The following is a 19367-nucleotide window of genomic DNA, read 5'->3' on the forward strand; positions in this document are numbered from 1 at the left end:
ACTGCCGAGAAGCCCCGCCATGCGGGGCTTTTTCGTATGCTGGCGGGCGGTCGGCCACATTTGCTTACATTTATCCGGTTTGCAAACGGCCAGGATGCCGTCAGTCTCGAATGGCATTCTCTTGCCCCTGCGAGAGAGTGCACAGGGTCCGTTTATTAACATTCCGAGCAAGGAGATTTAAGGATGATGAGGCTGACCAGTATCGCATTGCTCCTGTTTGCCGGCGCGGCGGCTGCCGGCAAAGAGAGGAACCTCGATTTTTACAACATCAAGGAGCCGCAACTTATCGAGCTGTTTGCCCGCCAGCAGGGGGCGCCGGGTCAGACGATCAAGACCTTCTCCAGCCTGTTTCTGGGCAACCCCTATGTGGCCAACCGGCTGGTGGGGTCGAACGAGGAGCAGGAGAAGCTGGTGGTGGATTTTGGCGGGCTCGATTGCTTCACCTATCTGGATTATGTCGAGTCGCTGCGTCGCGCAACGAGTGTGCATCACTTCATCGAGAACCTGATGCACACTCGTTACGTGAACGGTGAGGTCAACTATCTGACCAGAAAGCATTTCTTCTCAGACTGGGTGCATGGTGACAACAAGGTGAGCGATGTGACCCATCTGGTGGGCGGCGCCGCTGTGACCACGGCCAAGCTGCTCAACCAGAAGGCGGACGGCGGCCACTACATTCCGGGGCTGGGGGTGACGGCGCGGGACATCACCTACATTCCCTCCGCCAGCATTGACGAGAACACCCTGAGTCTGCTGGAGGAGGGGGACTACATCGGCATCTACACCGATCTGGCCGGGCTCGACGTCACTCACACCGGCATCTTTATCCGTGGCGAGAACGGCCCCGTGCTGCGCAATGCCTCCTCCCTCTCGAGCAAGATGCAGGTGGTGGACTCTCCCTTCCTGGAGTATGTGCAGAACAAGCCGGGGATCCTGGTCTATCGGCCGCAGGCCGAGGACGCGAGCTCCTAGGGAGGGGCCCTGGCCGAGATGGACGCCTTGCGCCTGACAAAAGAAAGCCCCGGGCAGTGCCCGGGGCTTTTTGTTGGCGGTGCCCCTCAACGGGGTTTGAAGCGGGCGACCCAGGGATTGGCGCTAAGACCGTGCAGGATGACGCTCAGTATGATGGTGCAGAGCACGGTGGCGATGATGGGGCGCTGGCCGAGGAGGGCCGGCTCGTTTTGCAGCACCATCACCGCAAAGACGATGCTGGCCAGTCCCCGCGGCCCGAACCAGCCGATGAAGAGCTTGAGTTCGAGCTTGAGGCCGGTGCCGAGCAGGCTCAGCCAGACCGGCACCATGCGCAGCAGGGTGAGGCTGGCTGCGGCATAGAGCCAGTATTGCCAGTGCAGCAGCTCTGCCAGCATGGGCATCAGGGTGGCGCCGAACACCATCCAGATCACCACCGAGAGCAGATCCCCGTAACCCTCGCAGCTGTCCAGGTAGGCGTGCTTGTGCTCCCCCAGTTTGCGGCCCATCAGCAGGCCGCCGACGAAGGCGGCTATAAAGCCGCTGCCACCTAGGGTCTGGGCCAGCGCGAAGCAGAGCAGGGCCAGCCCCGGCATGGTGAGCTGGCGCCAGAGCGGCAGCTGCCAGCCGTTGAGGTAGGAGGTCTTGAGCAGGCGCAGGGTGAAGGTGGTGAGTCCCCAGGCCACCAGCAGGCCGATGCCGATCTCCTCCAGCAGCAGGGTGATGGCCAGCAGACCGGTGCCGCTGTGCTGCTCGGTGGGGGCGATGAGGGCGAGCAGCAGGAGCAGCACGGGCACGCAGATGCCGTCGTTGAGGCCGCTCTCCTGGTTGAGCCCCTCCCGGATGGGGGCGGGCACCGCCGGGTTGCTCACCACCGCCTTGCCGAGCGCCGCATCGGTGGGGGCGAGTATGGTGGAGAGGATGGCCAGCTCCAGCAGCGGCAGGTCCGGGTAGATCCAGCGGCCGAACAGGGTGCCGGCCAGCAGGGTGAGCGGCAGGCCGATCAGCAGCAGCCGGATGGGCAGGCTGCGGTTGGCCAGCAGCACCTGCCAGTTGGTGTTGGCCGCATCGCTGAACAGCACTATGACCAGGGTCAGCTCCGCCAGCAGTTTGATGCCGTCGCTGTCGATGGAGAGGGAGAGCAGCTCGATGCCGCCCGGCCCCAGCAGCCAGCCCATCAGCAAGAACAGCAAGGGGCCGTTGATGAGGCGGGATTCAAAGCGCCCGGCGATCAGGCTGTAGATGAGCAGGAAGGCGGCGATCACCGCCAGGTTCTGGTAAATCAGGGACGCGTCCATGCTGCCTCCTGTGGCAATGTGCCTGGGTGGGGATCAGTCGGTGAGACAGTCCGGGTCGAACACGTACTCGCCATCGAGCCAGCGCAGGATCTCGTCTACGCAGGATTGGTCGCGAAACGGCAGGTAGCGGGCCTTGAGGTGAGTCACCTGCTCAGGGGTCAGCTGGGCCAGCCCTATGTCCTGAAACAGCGGCAGGTCAGCCTGGATCATGGCGGAGATCTGCGGGCCGCAAGTGGCGTTGAGGGAGGCGTGCAGCGCCTTGTCCGGATCGTACTGCTTGCCGAGCTTGTAGCTCATGGGCAGGGTGGCCAGCGGCAGGGCCGACAGCGCCGCCTGCTTCATGGGGTTGACTGCATGGCCGCTCACGAGATCCGCCAACTCCGCCGGGCGGTTTTCGAAGGCGCGCAGGTGCAGGAAGCTGCTGGCCTTGCTGCCGTCGTTGACCGGGTAGTTGTCCCACAGGAACGGCTTGCGGTGCAGCCACTCGGCCGTCTGGCGCAGGTGGGCTGCCGGGTACTCGCTGGAGCAGACCTTGGGGCCGGTCCAGAAGATGTCGATGCGCCGATCCAGCCCCTGCCCCAGATCCTGCAGATAGTGGGGGGGCATGGCGCCGAACACCTTCTCCAGCACAGGATCCGTGCTGTAGTAGCTGGGGCAGAACAGCAGCCGGCCGGCACTGGTATGGGCCGCGATGTCGTGGGTGATGGTGAGCTGCCAGTGGGCGAGATCCGGGGTATCCCCCTTCATGTCGTCAAACAGGATCGCCAGGATGTCGGGCTTGAGCTCCTCCTCGATGAGCCGCACCTTCTCCAGCAGGGCCGGCCGCTGGCGGGCATAGTCGTGGTGAGCGCCCATGGGGCTCAGCCCCACCCCGAAGGCGAGGCCGTTGTCACGGCACTGGCGGGCGAGCTGGCGCAGCGCCTCGAGCTGGGCGGCAGGCCAGGGCTTGGCCCAGTGCTTGCGCAGATAGCCATCCTCTTTCGGGGCATAGAGATAGAAGCCGTAACCGTGGCGGGGCAGCCACTGGGCGTAGCGGGCGCGGGCTTCCCAGCCCCAGCCCTTGCCAAAGAAGCCCTCGATCACCCCCAGGTTGGGCGAAGGGGGCTGCAGGCCGGACAACAGGGTTTGGTAAGGCATAGATAACTCCCTTCTCGCAGAGGACGAGGCAGACGGCGATCAGACCGGATCTTCTTCCAGAAAACGCACCCCTATCTTGCGGGGTTCACCCTCTTCCATTTCGGCTACGGTCCAGATCAGCCCCTGCCATTCGACGTGGTCGCCGACCACCAGATTATCGCCCAACTGCTGTGCAATAAAATGGCCAAGGGTCTGATCCGCCACCTCGCTCACATCCAGCCCGTACAGCGGCGCCAGATCCACCAGCTTGGCGGCCGCCTCCAGCAGGAAGTCACCGAAGAAGCGCGGGCCCAGATCCTGCTCCGGCGCCTGGCTGAACAGCTGGCCGAGGGCCGGCAGGTCGCGCTCGTGGCCGATGACGCAGAGGATGTCGTCCGATTGCAGACAGGTACTGCCAGAGGGGTGCAGCAGCTCCTGCTCGCGGAACAGGGCGCAGATGCGGGTGCCCTTGGGCATGCGCAGATCCCGCAGCGGCGAGCCGATACACCACTTCTCGTCGCTCAGGCGATAGACGAAGGTCTCCCACTGGCTGTCGAGATCGATCTCGAGCCCGGAGCGGTTGATGGGCGAGGGGGGCGCCGGCACTTCGACCCGGGCGAGGCGGGAGGCCAGCGGTAGCGAGCTGCCCTGCAGGATCAGCGAGACCAGCACCACGAAGAAGGCGACATTGAAGTAGAGCTGGGCGTTGGGCAGCCCCGCCATCATGGGGAACACCGCCAGAATGATCGGCACCGCGCCGCGCAGCCCCACCCAGGAGATGAACCAGCGCTCGCGGGGGGCGAAGTTCTTGAACGGCAGCAGGCCTATCCAGACCGAGATGGGGCGGGCGAACAGGATCATCCACATGGCCAGCGCCAGCGCCGGCAGGGCGATGGGCAGCAACTTGTGGGGGGAGGCGAGCAGCCCCAGCACCAGGAACATGCCGATCTGGCTGAGCCAGGTGAGGCCGTCCAGCACCGACAGGGTGGTGCTGCGACTGCGCAGGGAGAGGTTGCCGAGCAACAGGCCGGTGAGGTAGATGGCCAGGATGCCGCTGCCACCCACCGCCGTGGTGAGGGCGAAGATGAGCAGGCCGCCGCTCACGGTCAGCAGCGGGTAGAGGCCGGGGGCCAGCCGGGCGCTGTTGATGAGCTTCCACAGCAACCAGCCGGCGCCAAGGCCGATGCCGGCTCCCAGCCCGAACTGCTTGAGCAGTTGCAGCAGCAGAAAGCCGCCATCCAGCCCCTGTTGGGCGGTGGCCAGCACCTCGATCAGGGTGACTGTAAGAAACACCGCCATGGGATCGTTGCTGCCTGACTCTATCTCCAGGGTGGCGCTGACCCGTTCGTTGAGGCTGCGTCCGCCGAGCAGGGAGAAGACCGCCGCCGCATCGGTGGAGCCGACGATGGCGCCAATCAGCATCCCCTGCAGCAGGTTGAGGTCAAACAGCCAGGCGGCGGCGAGGCCCGTCAGGCCGGTGGTAATGGCCACCCCGACCGTGGCCAGCGACAGGGCGGGCCAGAGCGCGACTCGAAACGAGGAGACCCGGGTGCGCATGCCGCCGTCCAGCAAGATGATGGCGAGCGCCAGGTTGCCCACCAGGTAGGCGATGGAGTAGTCGGCGAAGTGGATGCCACCGGGGCCGTCCTCACCGGCCAGCATGCCGACGGCGAGGAAGATCACCAGGATGGGGATACCGAGACGGGAGGAGAGCGCGCTCAACAGGACACTGGCACCCACCAACAAGGCCGCGACGAGGAAGAAACTGTTGATGGTGACGGCATCCAATGGGGAACTCCTTCTGTCAAAATGCAAATCAGGCACATTATATGCAGTTTGACCGGCTCTGTGTGGCTTAATTGTGCATTTATTTGCAGTTTTTTACATTTTCAGTGCGATTGCTGCGAAGGGTTCTGGCCATCAAAAGGGGGTCAGCGGGGTGATCAGAGAGGTCGGCAACGTGAGGATGTTCACAAAATGGGCACAGGAGGGAAGATGAGCGCCGCAGCGGACTGCAAACGGCAGGGGCCCACGCCGGGCCCCTGCTGACGGAGGTCGTCAGTCGTCCTCGTCGTCCTTCACTTCCCGGATCTTGTCCTTGTAGCGGGGCAGCTCTTTCTCCAGTCGCTTCATGTCCTTGATGGCGTTGAGAAACAGGCCGAGCAGGAAGAGCAGGGGCAAGCCTATCCAGAGCCAGAGGTTCATGTGCTACTCCTTTCGTCGGTGGCCAGGGTGACATAGCGGGCCAGGATCTCGTCGAGGTTGGCCAGTATGGTCGCCTTGCCTTCAATATCCGCCTGTTGCAGGCAAAGTGCCAGCGCGGCCGGGTCGAGCCGCTGCTCGCGGGACTCAGGCGCAAAGCTGAGGTGCCAGGGCTCGTAGGCGACGCCGCTGCCGGCACCGGCCGGCTTGGCATAGGGCAGGAAGAAGCCGAAGTCGTTCATGCGATCCTCCAGCCACTCGCTCAAGTCGGCAAACCAGCCCCCCTCTTCATACTCCCAGGGCTCCAGCGCCAGTTTGGTGCCGGCGGGCAGGCAGTCCGGGTCGTAGATGTCGAGATCTGTGCCCCAGTGGTGACGGCTGGTGCCGGGCAGGGCGCTCCAGTGCAAGATGGCGTGCAGCCGCTCCTCGTCGCTCAGTTGCAGGGCGTCGATGGGCTGGCTATGGGCATCGAGCAGGGGGCGCTCGCCGCGCCACTTGCCGTTCCAGATGGCGAGCTGGCGCTCGAAGCCCCGCCAGCTGGAGGCGGGCTGCAGGTTGAAGCCGGCGTGGGCGGCGGCCACCTGCATGTCGTTGAAGGCCGCCGCGGTGGCGGCCGTCAGCCGGTGCGGGCCTTGCCCCACCAGGATGAGGTGACCCTCATCCTGGCCCAGCAGCTGATCCTGGGTCATGCCAGCAACCTCGCGAGCACCCCTTGGTACATGTCTGCCAGCAGATCCAGATCGTCCGCCTTCACGCACTCGTTCACCTTGTGGATGGTGGCGTTGACCGGGCCCAGCTCAATGACTTCCGCCCCGGTGGGGGCGATAAAGCGTCCATCGGATGTTCCCCCCGTGGTGAGCAGGGCCGGCTGCTGGCCGTTGACCGCCTCGATGGCAGAAACCGCCGCCGCCAGCAGCTTGCCGGTGTCGGTGAGGAAGGGTTGGCCGGAAAGGGTCCACTTGATCTGGTAATCCAGACCGTGCCGCTCGAGCAGGGCTTCGACCCGCTCGCGGATATCCAGGTCGGTCAGTTCGGTGCTGAAGCGGAAGTTGAACTGGACGTGCAGTTCGCCGGGAATGACGTTGGAGGCGCCGGTGCCCGCCTGGATGTTGGCGATCTGGAAGCTGGTGGGGGGGAAGTAGGCGTTGCCCTGATCCCATTCGATGGCGGCGAGCTCGGCCAGCGCCGGGGCCGCCTTGTGGATCGGGTTGTCCGCCAGATGGGGGTAGGCGACGTGGCCCTGCACCCCGCGCACCAGCAGATCGCCGGTGATGGAGCCGCGCCGGCCGTTCTTCACCACGTCCCCCACCAGGTTGGTGGAGGAGGGCTCGCCGACGATGCACCAGCGGATCTTCTCGTTACGGGCTTCCAGGGTGTCGATCACCCGGGTGGTACCGTTGATGAAGGGCCCCTCCTCGTCGGAGGTGATGAGGAAGGCAATCGACCCTGCGTGATCCGGATGCTCGGCCACGAAGCGCTCGACCGCCACCACCATGGCGGCCAGCGAGCCCTTCATGTCGGCGGCGCCGCGCCCGTACAGCACGCCATCCTGGATGGTCGGCTCGAACGGCGGGGTGTGCCATTTGTCCAGCGGGCCGGCGGGTACCACGTCGGTGTGGCCGGCGAAGCAGAACAGCGGCCCCTCGCTGCCGCGGCGGGCCCAGAGGTTGGTGGTGTCTTCGAACACCATGGGTTCGATGACGAAGCCGAGCTTGGCGAGGCGCTCCGCCATCAGGGTCTGACACCCTTCATCCAGCGGGGTAACGGAGGGGCGGCGGATCAGATCCTTGGCCAGTGCGATGACATCCGACATCGTTTTTCCTTAACGAGAGAAGAGGGATTGGTAGTGATCGGCCTTGAAGCCCAGGGTCAGCTCACCGTCCTTGTCCAGCAGCGGGCGCTTGATCATGGCCGGGTGCTCCAGCAAGAGGGCGCGCGCCTTGGCGGTGTCGAGCCCCTGCTTGGCCTCGTCCGGCAGGGCGCGAAAGGTGGTGCCGCGGCTGTTGAGCAGCGCCTCCCAGCCAAGCTGGTCCAGCCAGCGGTCGAGGTCGGCCGGGTTCAGACCGTCGGCCCTGTGGTCGTGAAAGCGGTAGTCGATGCCGGCCTGCTCCAGCCACTTGCGGGCTTTCTTGATGGTGTCGCAGTTCTTGATGCCATAGAGGGTGGTGGCCATGGGGAGTCCTTTGTCTGCGGGCATGGGCCCGGAAAGCCGAAACTTGAGTCCTGAAACGGGAAATCAAGAAGAGGCTCGATTCTGGCATTGTGGCGATCCCAAGGCAACGCCGATGCGCATGGGGGAGGTGGGGCGAGGCGCTGGTCGGGCCTGGGAAGAGGGGAAAAGTACCCGGCGCAGGACGCGCCGGCGGGTATCAGAGTTCGCTCTGGGTGCGACACCAGAGGTGCAGTTCGGATTCGAACCAGTTGAGCATGGCGTTGTTGTCGTCGCGACGATGGCGAATGAGGCTCACCTCGAAGGTGGGCAGGGCGAAGCGGGTTTCGTACTCCACCAGATCCAGCAGCGGCATCAGCGGACGCAGCACCCGGGCGGGGGAGGTGAGCAGCAGAGGCGCGCAGGGCAGGATGAAGGGGGCCGCCAGAAAGCTCTGCACGATCAAGGGGGTGTGTCGGGTCATGCCGTGGGCGGCCAGCAGATCATCGACGATGCCCCCTTCGCTGCCGCGCGGGGCGACCAGCAGGTGCTGAGCCTGGGCGAAGGATTCGATGCACAGCACCTGGCCCTGCAGCGGGTGGCTGCGGTGGGCGGCGCAGATCAGCTTGTCCTCGAACAGCGGGATGCGGCGAAAACGGCCGGGCACCTCGTCCTGCTTGCTGATCACCATGCTGATGACCCCTTCGTCGAGCTGGCTCTCGTAGTCCGCATTGAGCGGCACCATGTGGATGCGCAGGTTGGGCGCCTGCTGCTGCAGCCGGGCCAGCAGGCTCGGCATCATCACGTACTCCACATAGGTGTGGGCCCCGATGCGCAGCACCCCCTCGAACTGGGCGGGGTCGAGCTGCTCGGGCGGGCTGAAGGTCTGTTCGATGTCGCGCAGGATCTCCCGCAGCGGCAGCAGCAAGGCCTCCGCCCGAGCGGTGGGTTCCATGCCCTGGGGGGTGCGGATCAGCAGGGGATCATCATAGAGCAGACGCAAGCGGGCCAGTGCCCGGCTGACGGCCGGTTGGCTCATGGCGAGCCGTTCGGCGGCTTTGGTGGTGTTGCGCTCCTCCAGCAGTGCCTTGAGCACTACCAGCAGGTTGAGGTCGACGCCTCGTAAATTCATTCTGTGCATAATGGAATACTAATAAATCATTTCCTTAAGCAGGGCCTTCACTTTAGTCTCATTTCCCGTCGATGGTCAGCATGAAGCTTGGGTAAATCAGCGATTTATGCAAACCCATGTTGTCCTGTTACCTCTTTCGCGTGGTGCCGGAGGTGGCAAGATTCGACAGCCTGAACTCTTTACTCTGGTCATCCAGAGCGTTGCTTGCTTAGTACCCGCCGTCTCGGCGGGTTTTTTTTGCCTGCGGTTCAGGAAAAAGGGGGCCCGAAGAAGTACAAAACGCGCCGGTGGGCGCGTTATGGTGAGGGGCTGAGCACTCAGGGCGCAACCGGCCACTGGTAGTCAAACACCTTGGCCCGCTCCCAGGGGGCGTCCGGCAGACTGGAGGAGAGGCCGGTATATTTGCCCACATCGTCCACCACGATGGCGGAGAGGATCGGCAACTGGTGCTCGGTGCAGTACATGCGGATGCGTTGCAGCAGGGTGCGCAGCTCATCCTGGCAATTCTCCAGCCCGGCCTGCCTGGCCAGCTTGGAGTAACGAATGGTGGTGCGTTCCTTTGCAGACTCGACGAGGATGTCCCATAGCTTGTAGTCGCAGGTCGTCATGCCTGCGGTGGCTCGGTCTGTCATAACTCTCTCCGGCGCGAAACGGTCTCTGTGTGTCGTTGCGCATCTTGGCCAGTTCACTGGCCCCTGACGTTGATCCAAAGCAAAAAAGCCTGAGGTTATTCGCCAGAACGCGTGGCAAAGGGATTCTAAAGGTTTGCCTTTAGTTTAAAAGACCGTTTTTTGTTAAGTGTGTAGCATTTTATTTTATCGAAGTGCGGTCAAGCCATCTTTCTTGACAGGGATCAATGGGAAAGCGCGGTCAGACCACTAGATTTCGCTCCTCGATAACTTTATCAGGAGTGAATATTTGGAACTCGTCTTCGTCTTGCTCGTCCTGCTGGCCGTGGTCTACGGCATCGTCAAGGATTACAACCCGCAGGCGGTGCTGGCACTGGCCGGCATGGCCATCTTCACCGTTGCCTACTGGCTGGGATTGCACCCCATTCTGCCCGCCGACAAGAGCACCGGCTTCGCCCTGTTCGACCTGTTCGAGGTGTTCAAGGGGATCTTCTCCTACCGGGCGGCGGGGCTCGGCCTCACCATCATGGCGGTGGCCGGCTTTGCCACCTACATGTCCCATATCGGCGCCTCCCAGGCACTGGTGCGGGTGGCGGTCAAACCGGTGGCGGGCATCCAGTCCAGCTACCTGATGCTGGCCATCTGCTACCTGGTGGCGGTGTTCGTCTCCCTGTTCGTCACCTCCGCCACCGGCCTTGGCCTGCTGCTCATGGTCACCATGTACCCCGTGATGCGCAACCTCGGCATCAGCCCGGCCTCCGCCTGCGGCGTCATCGCCACCTCCCAGGCGTTCGAGATTGGCCCGACCCAGACCAATGCCATCTTCTCCGCCGGCCAGTCTGGCATGGATCCCACCAGCTATTTCGTCGACTACCAGATCTGGCTGGTGGCCCCCATGTTGCTGGTGACCATGGTGCTGCACTTCTTCTGGCAGCGGCACTGTGACCGCCAGGATGGCTGGGATCCGGCCCAGCATCGCGGCGAGCACGCCGAGCTGGACGAGAAAGGGGCAGACGAGGTGCCCGCACCGACCTGGTACTGCCTGCTGCCCATCATCCCCTTCGTGCTGATGATGACCTTCTCCAAGCTGCTGGTGAGCGACATCAAGATGAGCGTGGAGGTGGCCATGCTGCTGTCGGTCTTTATCGGCATGCTGTGCGAGCTGCTGCGTACCCGCTCGGTGCGCAGCGCCTTTGCCGGGCTCTCCAGCTTCCTCGACGGCATGGGCAAGGTATTCGGCCCCGTGGTGGCGCTCATCGTCTGTGCCGAGCTGTTTGCCGAATCCCTCAAGGCCATCGGCGCCATCGATACCCTGCTGCACTCGGCCAGCAATGCCGGCATCGGCAGTGGCCTGATGACCTTGGTGATGGTGGGGCTCATCATGGTGGCGGCGGTCATCATGGGCTCGGGCAACGCGGCTTTCTTGAGCTTCTCGACCCTGGCCCCCGCGGTGGCGGCCAAGTTCGGGGTGCCGGCGGTGACCATGCTGCTGCCGATGCAGCTCGCCTCCAGCATAGGCCGCACCGTCTCCCCCATCGCGGCTGTGCTGATCGCCTGCGCGGGCATCGCCAAGGTCTCCCCCTTCGTGGTGGTCAAGCGCACCTGCGTGCCCATGGCTGGTGCCCTGGTGACGGCGCTGACCCTCAACTATCTGCTGTTTATGTAAGCGGGTGGCGGACGACACGGGTCGTACGCCCCTTTCACTCGGCTGTCGGACGGGAGGCGTGCCCACCTGTCCCAGGAGATGACAATGACAGACTCTCGCAACGCTTTTTCTCTGGACGCCTACCTGGCGGATCTGGCCCCCCTCATCAACCTCGATTGCGGTACCCGCACCCCGGCCGGGGTGGCGACGGTGGCCGACATCATGACCGAGAAATATGAGGCCATCGGCTGGCAGGTGACTCGCCACCAGTTTGCCGCCGAGTGCGGCCCCTGCCTCGAGGCAACCAATGCCCCTGGCGCCAGCCATTACGACGTGATGCTGGTGGGCCACATGGACACCGTCTTCCCCGAGGGCACGGCGGCCAAGCGCCCGCTGAAAGTGGAAGGCAATCAGGCCTTTGGCCCCGGTGTGTCGGACATGAAGAGCGGCCTGCTCTCCACCTGGGATGCCCTCAAAGGGATGGACCCGGCCGTGCTGGCCAGGCTCAAGGTGCTGGTCTGCTGCAACTGTGACGAGGAGATAGGCTCCCCCTGGTCCAAGGAGTGGCTGGTGGAGAAGGCCAGACAGAGTGGCTGCGTGCTGGTGGCCGAGGCGGCCCGCCCCAATGGGGATCTCATCAGCGCCCGCAAGGGCAATGCCAAGTACCGCATCACCTTCCACGGCAAGGCCTCCCACGCCGGCTCGGCGCTGAGCGAGGGGATCTCCGCCATCACGGAGCTCGCTCATTGGGTGCTCGCCATCAACCAGCAGGTCAACCTCGATACCGGCACCACCATGAACGTGGGGGTGGTGCAGGGAGGGACCGGCGTCAACGTGGTGCCGGACTTTGCCGAGGCGATCGTTGACCTGCGCTTCTGGAGCAATGACGAAGCGGCCGCCGTGCACGAGCGGCTCACCTTCATGGCCAACAACCCCTTCCTCGCCGGTTGCCGGGTCGAGGTGGATCGTCAGAGCTTCAAGCCGGCGATGCGCCCGAGCGGCGACACCGAGGCGTTGATGGCGCTGGTGGAGGCGGCGGCGAAAGAGGAGGGGATCACCTTCAACTGGCTGGAGGCCGGTGGCGGCTCCGATGCCAACTTCACCGCTGCGGCCGGGGTACCGTCGCTGGATGGCTTCGGCCCCATGGGGGGCGGTTTCCACTCGGAGGTGGAGTTCCTGCTGCTGGAGAGCATCGAGCCGCGCATCCGCCTGTTGCAGCGGGTGCTGGGCAAGCTGGCAAGATAGGCAGCATGAAGAGCAAAACGGGAGGCCATCGCCTCCCGTTTTTTATCTGTTGTGCCGGTGCAGACCGATCGAATGGAACTGCGTGCTACCCTTCATCCTCCAGCAGATAGGCGAGATGCTCCTGACGGGCGACCTGCCAGCGGCCGAGCACCAGCGGAGCTGTAAAACCCGGGCCGTCGGTCACCATGGTGTGGTACTCCCCCTGTTCGCCGCAGGCATCGAAGCCCCGGGTGGCCGCCAGCTGCTGCAGCTCGGTGAGGGCTCCCTTGTCCAGCACCCGACCCACCCACTCGGGGGTCAGCACATCGGTATCGATACAGGAGAGGTGAGCGACGATACCGCGGGCCAGCAGATCCGCCAGCAAGGCTTGACGAGATTGCTGCCAGAGCGGGGTGTGGACGGTGAGGCCAAGCGGGCGGCAACGCTCGCGGATCCAGTTCGGCGCACCGGCCACGCTGTCGATATCGCCGGTGACGACCCCATCGAGTTGCCACTCCTCCTTGAGCTTTGCCAGTGCCCGCTCATAACCGAGATCGAACGGCGCCTCTATGGTGACCAGCAGGTGGGGCAGCCCGAGGGCAGCCGCCTGTCGACGCACTTGCGACAGGGGATGGGCGAGAAAGCGGGGCGAGGGAGGCGCGAAGGTGGCCAGCGCCACCACCTGATGGCCCGCTTCACGGGCATGGCAGAGGGCCTGCATGGCATCCTTGCCGCCGCTCCAGAGCACGATGACGCGAGACATGGGGGAGATTCCGCAAAGAAAAAGAGGGGCCATGCTACCCAGAGTGCGGGCGGTTGGCAAAGCGGGAAGGTGAGCGAAAAGCACAGGCCCCCGAGCGGGGGCCTGTGGAACGGATTGCGCGGTGCGGCCCCGTCAGAGCAGGATGCTGGTCAGGATAAAGCCCAGCGAGCAGGAGGTCACCACCCCGATCAGCCCCGGAATGATGAAGCTGTGGTTGATGATGAACTTGCCGATGCGGGTGGTGCCGGAGCGGTCGAAACCGATACAGGCCAGATCGCTCGGGTAGGTCGGCAGCACGAAGTAGCCGTAGCTGGCCGGCAGGAAGGCGATCAGCAGCTTGGGTTCGACCCCCAGCGCCAGCCCCATGGGGGCGATGGCGGTCAGCGCCGCGGCCTGGCTGTTTACCAGCTTGGAGATGAGGAACAGCACCAGGGCGTAGGTCCAGGGCTGGGCCTGTACCACGTGGGCCAGGGTCTCTTTGAGCAGCGGCATGTGTGCCTGGAAGAAGGTTTCGCTCATCCAGGCGACCCCGAACACGGAGAAGATGGCGACCATGCCCGCCTTGAAGACGGCGCCGTTGGCGATCTCGCCCGGCTTGACCTTGCAGCGCATCAGTATGATGGCGCCGGCGATCAGCATCATCATCTGGATCACCAGGTTCATGGAGAGCGGGCCGGTTTTGTCCTTGATGGTGAAGACCGGACGCAGACCTTCGTTGGCCCCCAGCAGTACCACGGCAGCGATGGCGGCGAAGAAGATCCAGGTAGACCAGTAGGCCTCTTTCGGGAACTTGGTGTTGAGCAGGGTTTCACCGCCGCCGTAGATAAAGGCGCGCTGCTCCGGATCCTGGATCTTGGCCTGGAACTCTTCGTCCTTGTCCAGATCCTTGCCACGGCGCAGGCTCCAGAGGGCCGCCACGATGACGCCGGTCAGGGAGGAGGGGATGGCGATCATCAGGATGTCGAGCAGACCGTAGGCCTGACCGATGCCGTGACCGGCCGCCAGGATGGAGACCATGGAGACCACGGCCACCGAGACCGGCGAGGCGCAGATGGCCATCTGGGAGGCGACGGAGGCCACCGCCATCGGGCGCTCGGGACGGATGTTCTTCTGCAGCGCGATGTCGGCGATGATGGGGAACATGGTGTAGACCACGTGGCCGGTACCGCACAGGAAGGTGAGGGTCCAGGTGGTGAGCGGGGCCAGTATGGTGATGTATTGGGGGTGACGGCGCAGCAGACGCTCGGCCACCTGCATCATCAGGTTGAGACCGCCGGCGGTCTGCAGGGTGGCGGCACAACCGATCACCGCCAGTATGGTCAGCATCACCTGCACCGGCGGTTCGCCTGGTACCAGACCGAACACGAAGGTCAGCAGGAACAGACCGATGCCGCTGATGAGACCCAGCCCCATGCCGCCAAACCGGGTACCCAGCAGCAAGCAGCCGAGTACCACCAAAAATTCCATCAAGATCATTCCATTACCTCGCGTTATTTAATCCATGTAAGTGCTGTGTTGGGCGCATGGACCGGGATTGTCTGTTTTTTATTTAGCCCTAAAGGGTTAGTGGTTATTCTGCCTGCCACAAGGGGGCAAAAATTTGAGGTACTTCAATAACTCATCGCTTTTTGATTTAACTCCATAAAAACCACGTATTAACCCTTTTGTTATTTTGGGGATAACAGGCGGCATCGTATGGAGCTTGAAGGCGGGCAGGGTAGCAGGATAAAAAGGCGAGGGGAGCGGTTTGTTGCAAAAAAAGTGATTAATTGTGGCCAAGGCAGGCCGGTGGCAGGGGGGCGGGCAACAAAAAGCCGACCCTGAGGTCGGCTTTGTCGGCAAAGTCCCGTAATCAGAACTCGGCGGTGCGTGGGGTACGCGGGAAGGGGATCACGTCGCGCACGTTGCCCATGCCGGTCACGTAGACCACCAGACGCTCGAAGCCCAGACCGAAACCGGAGTGCGGCACAGTGCCGTAGCGGCGCAGGTCGCGGTACCACCAGTAGTCTTCCTTGTTCAGGCCCATCTCGGCCAGACGGGCATCCAGCACCTCGAGACGCTCTTCACGCTGGGAGCCGCCGATGATCTCGCCGATGCCCGGGGCCAGTACGTCCATGGCGGCAACGGTCTTGCCGTCGTCGTTGAGGCGCATGTAGAAGGCCTTGATGTCTTTCGGGTAGTTCTTCACTACTACCGGTGACTTGAAGTGCTCTTCGGCCAGGTAGCGCTCGTGCTCGGAGGAGAGATCGATACCCCAGGAGACCGGGAACTCGAAGCTCTTGCCGCAGTTCTTCAGCACTTCGATGGCGTCTGTGTAGTCAATCTGGGCGAAGTCGGAGGCGACGAAGCGCTCCAGACGGCCGATGGCGTCCTTGTCCACGTGCTGGGCGAAGAACTCCAGATCGTCGCGGCGCTCGCTCAGCACGGCGTTGAAGACGTACTTCAGCATGGCTTCGGCCAGCGCGGCGTTGTCTTCCAGATCGGCGAAGGCCACTTCCGGCTCCACCATCCAGAACTCGGCCAGGTGGCGGCTGGTGTTGGAGTTTTCGGCGCGGAAGGTCGGCCCGAAGGTGTAGACCTTGGACAGGGCGCAGGCATAGGTCTCGACGTTCAGCTGGCCGGATACGGTCAGGAAGGTCTCCTTGCCGAAGAAGTCCTTGTCGTAGTCCACCTTGCCTTGCGGGGTGCGCGGCAGGTTTTCCAGATCCAGGGTGGAGACGCGGAACATCTCGCCGGCGCCTTCGGTGTCGGAGGCGGTGATGAGCGGGGCCGCGATCCAGAGGTAGCCCTGTTCGTGGAAGAAGCGGTGAATGGCCTGGGAGAGGCAGTTGCGCACCCGGGTCACGGCGCCGACGATGTTGGTGCGGGCACGCAGATGGCCCTGCTCGCGCAGGTACTCGATGCTGTGGCGCTTGGCGGACATGGGGTAGGTGTCCGGATCTTCGACCCAGCCCACGACCTTGACGTCGGTGGCCTGCAGTTCGAACGCCTGGCCGCTGCCCTGGGACTCGACCACGGTGCCGGTCACTTCGACGGAGCAAGCTGTGGTCAGACGCTGCACTTCATTCTCGTAATTGGCCAGGGTATTGGGGACGACGGCCTGTACCGGATGGAAACAGGAGCCATCGGAAACGGCCAAAAATGAGATCCCCGCCTTGGAATCACGGCGGGTCCGGATCCACCCTTTCACTGTCAGGGTGGTGCCGACCGAATACTTACCGGCCAGCACATCTACTACGGATGCGTGCGTCATCGAAATATTGTCTCCAGCTTGTTCTTGCAGCGCTATTTGCAACACTAGGGGTCTGGCCCGGGCACAGATGGCCCACCATGGCAGACTAAGCCGTTCATCTTACCCGCGCAGGTTTGATAAACAAGCAAAAATGTCGGACTCTGGGGGGGATTTCGGCGCCAATCACTTCATTGGCGGGTCTGCGGAACGGGGGATGGACGTGAAAGAGCGGCGACGGGGGCCGGACGGGCTGACACGGGTGTTGCGGGGGCTGGTGATCCTCTGCTGGGGCGGCTTTATCGTGCTGCTCTCCCTCTACCACTTCGCCCGGCCAGAGGTGGCCTACGGTTTTCTGGTCTATGGCGGGATCAAGGTGCGCCAGAGCTGGGATCCCCAGCTCACCCCCTGGCTGCTGCACGGGCTCTGGGGATGCTGCCTGCTGACCCTGGCGGTGCTGCTGGCAGAGCGTTGGCGCTGCCGGCGGCGGGAGGACACGGGGCGGGTGCACCTGGCTATCTTGCTGCTGATCCTCGTCGCCAGCCTGCTGTTCTACTACCTGGGCTAGTCTGCCGGCCCGGAGCGGTCGCGGCTGGAGGGCGCTTGCTCCGCCCGCGGCTGCTCGCCAGCGGAGCGCTTGCCGAGCTGGCGCTCCACGCTGTCGAGCATCTGGTTGTAGGCCAGCGCCACCCGGCCAATCTCGTCCCCCTCATCCCCTTCCAGCCGGTGGCCGAAGTCATGCAGATCGGTGGCCTCCTCCATGGAGCGGGTCAGCTGGTTGAGAGGGCGGACGATCCAGGTACGGATGACCCAGAGGGTGAGCAGCAGCCCCAGCCCGAAGATGACGGTGAGGCTCAGGGCCGAGGTGAGAATGTTCTGCTCGACCCGGGTAAACAGGGTGTCGAGGGAGTAATCAAAGCGCACCGCCCCCAGCACGGTATTCTCCGGCACCTGGTGGCAGCTGGTGCAGTCGGTGCCGCGAAAATCCTTCTTGGCCAGCAGCGGACGGGTTACCACCAGCTTGCTGTGCATGCCGTCGTGTACCACCTCCAGGCTGCCCTTGCCCGCCAGTGCCAGCTCGTCGAACCTGTCCTTGGACTGCTCGTGCTCGCGGCCGGCCCCGTACTGCTTGCTCACCGCTTCGCTGCGCACGATGCGGGCATCCTCCACGTGAGCGTGCTCGAGGAACTTGTCGCGCAGGGTATCGCGGGCTTCCATCTTGCCGGTCAGCATCAGCATGTTGAGGCCATCGAAATAGGCTTCGGTCTGCTCGCGGCTCTGCTCCTTGATGAGGGTCAGGATGAGGTCGCGCTCGCGCACCGCCTGATAGGCCGCGGAAAACACCAGCACCATGGAGAAGATGAAGAGCAGGAAGAAGTTGATTTTGGCAGCAATGGAGAGGCGCATGGGAACGGTACATCTGTTGGGTAAAACCCGCGCAGTCTACGCGTCTTGGCTGCCCGGGTCTGGTGTCTTGCTCACATTCTGATGAAAAAGATTCAAAAGACCCTGCCTGAGCGGCAGGGTCTGCCTGTCAGGCTCAAAACTCGCCGCTGTGGATGGCGGCGGCGATGGCGCCGGTCAGCACGGTCAACTGTGCCGGGCCGATGACGAAGGGGGGCATCAGGTAGATGAGCTTGCCAAAGGGGCGGATCCAGGCGCCCAGCTCCACGAATTTGCGCTGGATGCGCGCCACGTCCACCCGCTCCTTCATCTCCACCACCCCGATGGCGCCGAGCACCCGCACGTCGGCCACCGCCGGATGCAGGGTCAGCGCTACCAGCTCGGTGCGCAGCTGATGCTCGATGGCGCGCACCCGCTCAGCCCAAGGCGAGGCCAGCAGCAGTTCGATGGAGGCGTTGGCCACCGCGCAGGCCAGCGGATTGCCCATAAAGGTCGGCCCATGCATAAAGACGCCGGCCTTCCCATCACACACGGTGCGAGCCACATGCTCGGTAGTGAGCGTGGCCGACAGGGTGAGGTAGCCGCCGGTGAGCGCCTTGCCCAGACACATGATGTCGGGGCTGATGCCGGCCCAGTCGCAGGCAAACAGCTGGCCGGTGCGGCCAAAGCCGGTGGCTATCTCGTCGGCAATCAAGAGCACGCCGAACTCGTCGCACAGGGCGCGCACCCACTGCAGGTAGCGGGGGTGGTAGAAGCGCATGCCGCCGGCGCCCTGCACTATGGGTTCGAGCACGATGGCGGCGATCTCCTCGTGATGGTCCGCCATCAGGGTGGCCAGCTCCACCACGCAACGCTCGTCCCACTCGGCGTGGAAACGGCAGCTGGGGGCTTCCACGAAATGGTGCTCGGGCAGGAAGCCCTGGTAGAGCTCGTGCATGCCGCCATCCGGGTCGCACACGCTCATGGCGCCGAAGGTGTCGCCGTGATAGCCGCCGCGCAGGGCAACGAACTTGGCGCGAGGTGTCCCCTTGGCGTGCCAGTACTGCTGGGCCATCTTGAGCGCCACCTCCACCGCCACCGAGCCGGAATCCGCCAGAAATACCCGATCCAGCCCCTTTGGGGTGATCTCCACCAGCTTGCGACAGAGCTCCACCGCCGGGGCATGGGTCAGGCCGCCAAACATCACATGGGACATCTTGCCAAGCTGGGCGGTGGCGGCTGCATCGAGCTCGGGCACCTGATAGCCGTGCACGCAGGCCCACCAGGAGCTCATGCCATCCACCAGCTCGCGGCCGTCGCTGAGGGTGAGGGTCACTCCCCTGGCGCTGGCCACTTCATAGCAGGGCAGGGGATGGGTGAGGGAGGTATAGGGGTGCCACACATGGTGCAAATCGAATTCTTGGTTGGTCATTTGTTGTTCTGTTGTCAATTGATTTGATCTGGTCGGTGTTGACAGTCTACGCGCGCTCTCTACACTAGCCAACAATTTCAGCCACTTGGCCCTGCGCGCATCCCTGTTCGCCCAGGCCTGGTGGCGGGTTTTGCGCTTCTCTCTTGCAAGGACCTTTTGCAAAGAGGTCTTGCAAGCAAGGCGGCGCAGGATCCCA

General features: G+C 63.7%; 18 protein-coding genes. 4 read left to right on the forward strand and 14 right to left on the reverse strand.

Annotated elements, in window-relative coordinates; all coding sequences use genetic code 11:
• Positions 1-183: 183 nt before the first annotated feature.
• Positions 184-972, forward strand: a complete 789-nt coding sequence (locus tag AB5Y98_RS15155; RefSeq protein ID WP_368232199.1) for a DUF1460 domain-containing protein — start codon at positions 184-186, stop codon at positions 970-972.
• A gap of 86 nt (positions 973-1058) precedes the next feature.
• Here the strand turns inward: AB5Y98_RS15155 and AB5Y98_RS15160 are convergent, their stop codons facing one another.
• The 9 genes from AB5Y98_RS15160 to AB5Y98_RS15200 form a co-directional block, all read right to left on the reverse strand.
• Positions 1059-2267 (reverse strand): sodium:proton antiporter, encoded by a 1209-nt coding sequence (locus AB5Y98_RS15160; RefSeq protein WP_216972581.1) that lies wholly within the window; start codon positions 2265-2267, stop codon positions 1059-1061.
• Positions 2268-2300: 33 nt separating this feature from the next.
• Positions 2301-3404 carry a beta-N-acetylglucosaminidase domain-containing protein gene (locus AB5Y98_RS15165; protein ID WP_368232200.1) on the reverse strand — a complete coding sequence of 368 codons (1104 nt, stop codon included), beginning with the start codon at positions 3402-3404 and terminating at the stop codon, positions 2301-2303.
• Positions 3405-3443: 39 nt separating this feature from the next.
• Positions 3444-5171, reverse strand: coding sequence for a potassium/proton antiporter (locus AB5Y98_RS15170; protein ID WP_005298984.1), 1728 nt, complete (start codon positions 5169-5171; stop codon positions 3444-3446).
• A gap of 270 nt (positions 5172-5441) precedes the next feature.
• Positions 5442-5588, reverse strand: a complete 147-nt coding sequence (locus tag AB5Y98_RS15175) for a hypothetical protein (RefSeq protein WP_005298986.1) — start codon at positions 5586-5588, stop codon at positions 5442-5444.
• On the reverse strand, positions 5585-6274 hold the full coding sequence (locus tag AB5Y98_RS15180) for a M15 family metallopeptidase (RefSeq protein WP_094698264.1): 690 nt from the start codon (positions 6272-6274) through the stop codon (positions 5585-5587). The genes AB5Y98_RS15175 and AB5Y98_RS15180 overlap by 4 nt, the downstream gene beginning before the upstream one ends.
• Positions 6271-7398, reverse strand: a complete 1128-nt coding sequence (gene dapE, locus AB5Y98_RS15185; RefSeq protein ID WP_337076533.1) for a succinyl-diaminopimelate desuccinylase — start codon at positions 7396-7398, stop codon at positions 6271-6273. The genes AB5Y98_RS15180 and dapE overlap by 4 nt, the downstream gene beginning before the upstream one ends.
• A gap of 9 nt (positions 7399-7407) precedes the next feature.
• Positions 7408-7758, reverse strand: coding sequence for an ArsC family reductase (locus AB5Y98_RS15190; protein ID WP_201892239.1), 351 nt, complete (start codon positions 7756-7758; stop codon positions 7408-7410).
• A gap of 196 nt (positions 7759-7954) precedes the next feature.
• Positions 7955-8866 (reverse strand): LysR family transcriptional regulator, encoded by a 912-nt coding sequence (locus AB5Y98_RS15195; RefSeq protein ID WP_017783426.1) that lies wholly within the window; start codon positions 8864-8866, stop codon positions 7955-7957.
• 317 nt (positions 8867-9183) lie between these two features.
• Positions 9184-9498 carry a hypothetical protein gene (locus AB5Y98_RS15200; protein ID WP_005298999.1) on the reverse strand — a complete coding sequence of 105 codons (315 nt, stop codon included), beginning with the start codon at positions 9496-9498 and terminating at the stop codon, positions 9184-9186.
• Between the two features lie 286 nt (positions 9499-9784).
• On the opposite strand from AB5Y98_RS15200, the gene dcuC reads away from it, so the two are divergent.
• Together dcuC and AB5Y98_RS15210 are read left to right on the forward strand one after the other, a co-directional pair.
• Positions 9785-11161 carry a C4-dicarboxylate transporter DcuC gene (gene dcuC, locus AB5Y98_RS15205; protein WP_042007840.1) on the forward strand — a complete coding sequence of 459 codons (1377 nt, stop codon included), beginning with the start codon at positions 9785-9787 and terminating at the stop codon, positions 11159-11161.
• A gap of 84 nt (positions 11162-11245) precedes the next feature.
• Entirely contained in the window at positions 11246-12385 is a 1140-nt protein-coding gene (locus AB5Y98_RS15210) for a M20 family metallopeptidase (RefSeq protein WP_368232201.1), read from the forward strand.
• A gap of 85 nt (positions 12386-12470) precedes the next feature.
• Here AB5Y98_RS15210 and AB5Y98_RS15215 read toward each other — a convergent pair whose 3' ends face one another.
• The 3 genes from AB5Y98_RS15215 to asnS form a co-directional block, all read right to left on the reverse strand.
• Positions 12471-13127 (reverse strand): hypothetical protein, encoded by a 657-nt coding sequence (locus tag AB5Y98_RS15215; RefSeq protein ID WP_368232202.1) that lies wholly within the window; start codon positions 13125-13127, stop codon positions 12471-12473.
• 132 nt (positions 13128-13259) lie between these two features.
• Positions 13260-14603, reverse strand: coding sequence for an anaerobic C4-dicarboxylate transporter (locus tag AB5Y98_RS15220; protein WP_005299013.1), 1344 nt, complete (start codon positions 14601-14603; stop codon positions 13260-13262).
• A 376-nt stretch (positions 14604-14979) separates the two neighbouring features.
• A complete protein-coding gene (gene asnS, locus AB5Y98_RS15225; protein WP_368232203.1) occupies positions 14980-16380 on the reverse strand; it encodes an asparagine--tRNA ligase in 1401 nt (466 codons plus the stop codon).
• 193 nt (positions 16381-16573) lie between these two features.
• Here asnS and AB5Y98_RS15230 point away from each other — a divergent pair, with 193 nt between their 5' ends.
• Positions 16574-16924, forward strand: a complete 351-nt coding sequence (locus tag AB5Y98_RS15230; protein WP_010634517.1) for a hypothetical protein — start codon at positions 16574-16576, stop codon at positions 16922-16924.
• Here the strand turns inward: AB5Y98_RS15230 and AB5Y98_RS15235 are convergent.
• Positions 16921-17763 carry a HAMP domain-containing protein gene (locus AB5Y98_RS15235; RefSeq protein WP_017786534.1) on the reverse strand — a complete coding sequence of 281 codons (843 nt, stop codon included), beginning with the start codon at positions 17761-17763 and terminating at the stop codon, positions 16921-16923. The two genes, AB5Y98_RS15230 and AB5Y98_RS15235, sit on opposite strands and share 4 nt — an antisense overlap.
• A 133-nt stretch (positions 17764-17896) precedes the next feature.
• A complete protein-coding gene (bioA, locus tag AB5Y98_RS15240; RefSeq protein WP_368232204.1) occupies positions 17897-19171 on the reverse strand; it encodes an adenosylmethionine--8-amino-7-oxononanoate transaminase in 1275 nt (424 codons plus the stop codon).
• Between the last annotated feature and the right edge of the window lie 196 nt (positions 19172-19367).

It is taken from the genome of Aeromonas sp. s3 (assembly GCF_040907805.1).
GTDB lineage: Bacteria > Pseudomonadota > Gammaproteobacteria > Enterobacterales > Aeromonadaceae > Aeromonas > Aeromonas dhakensis.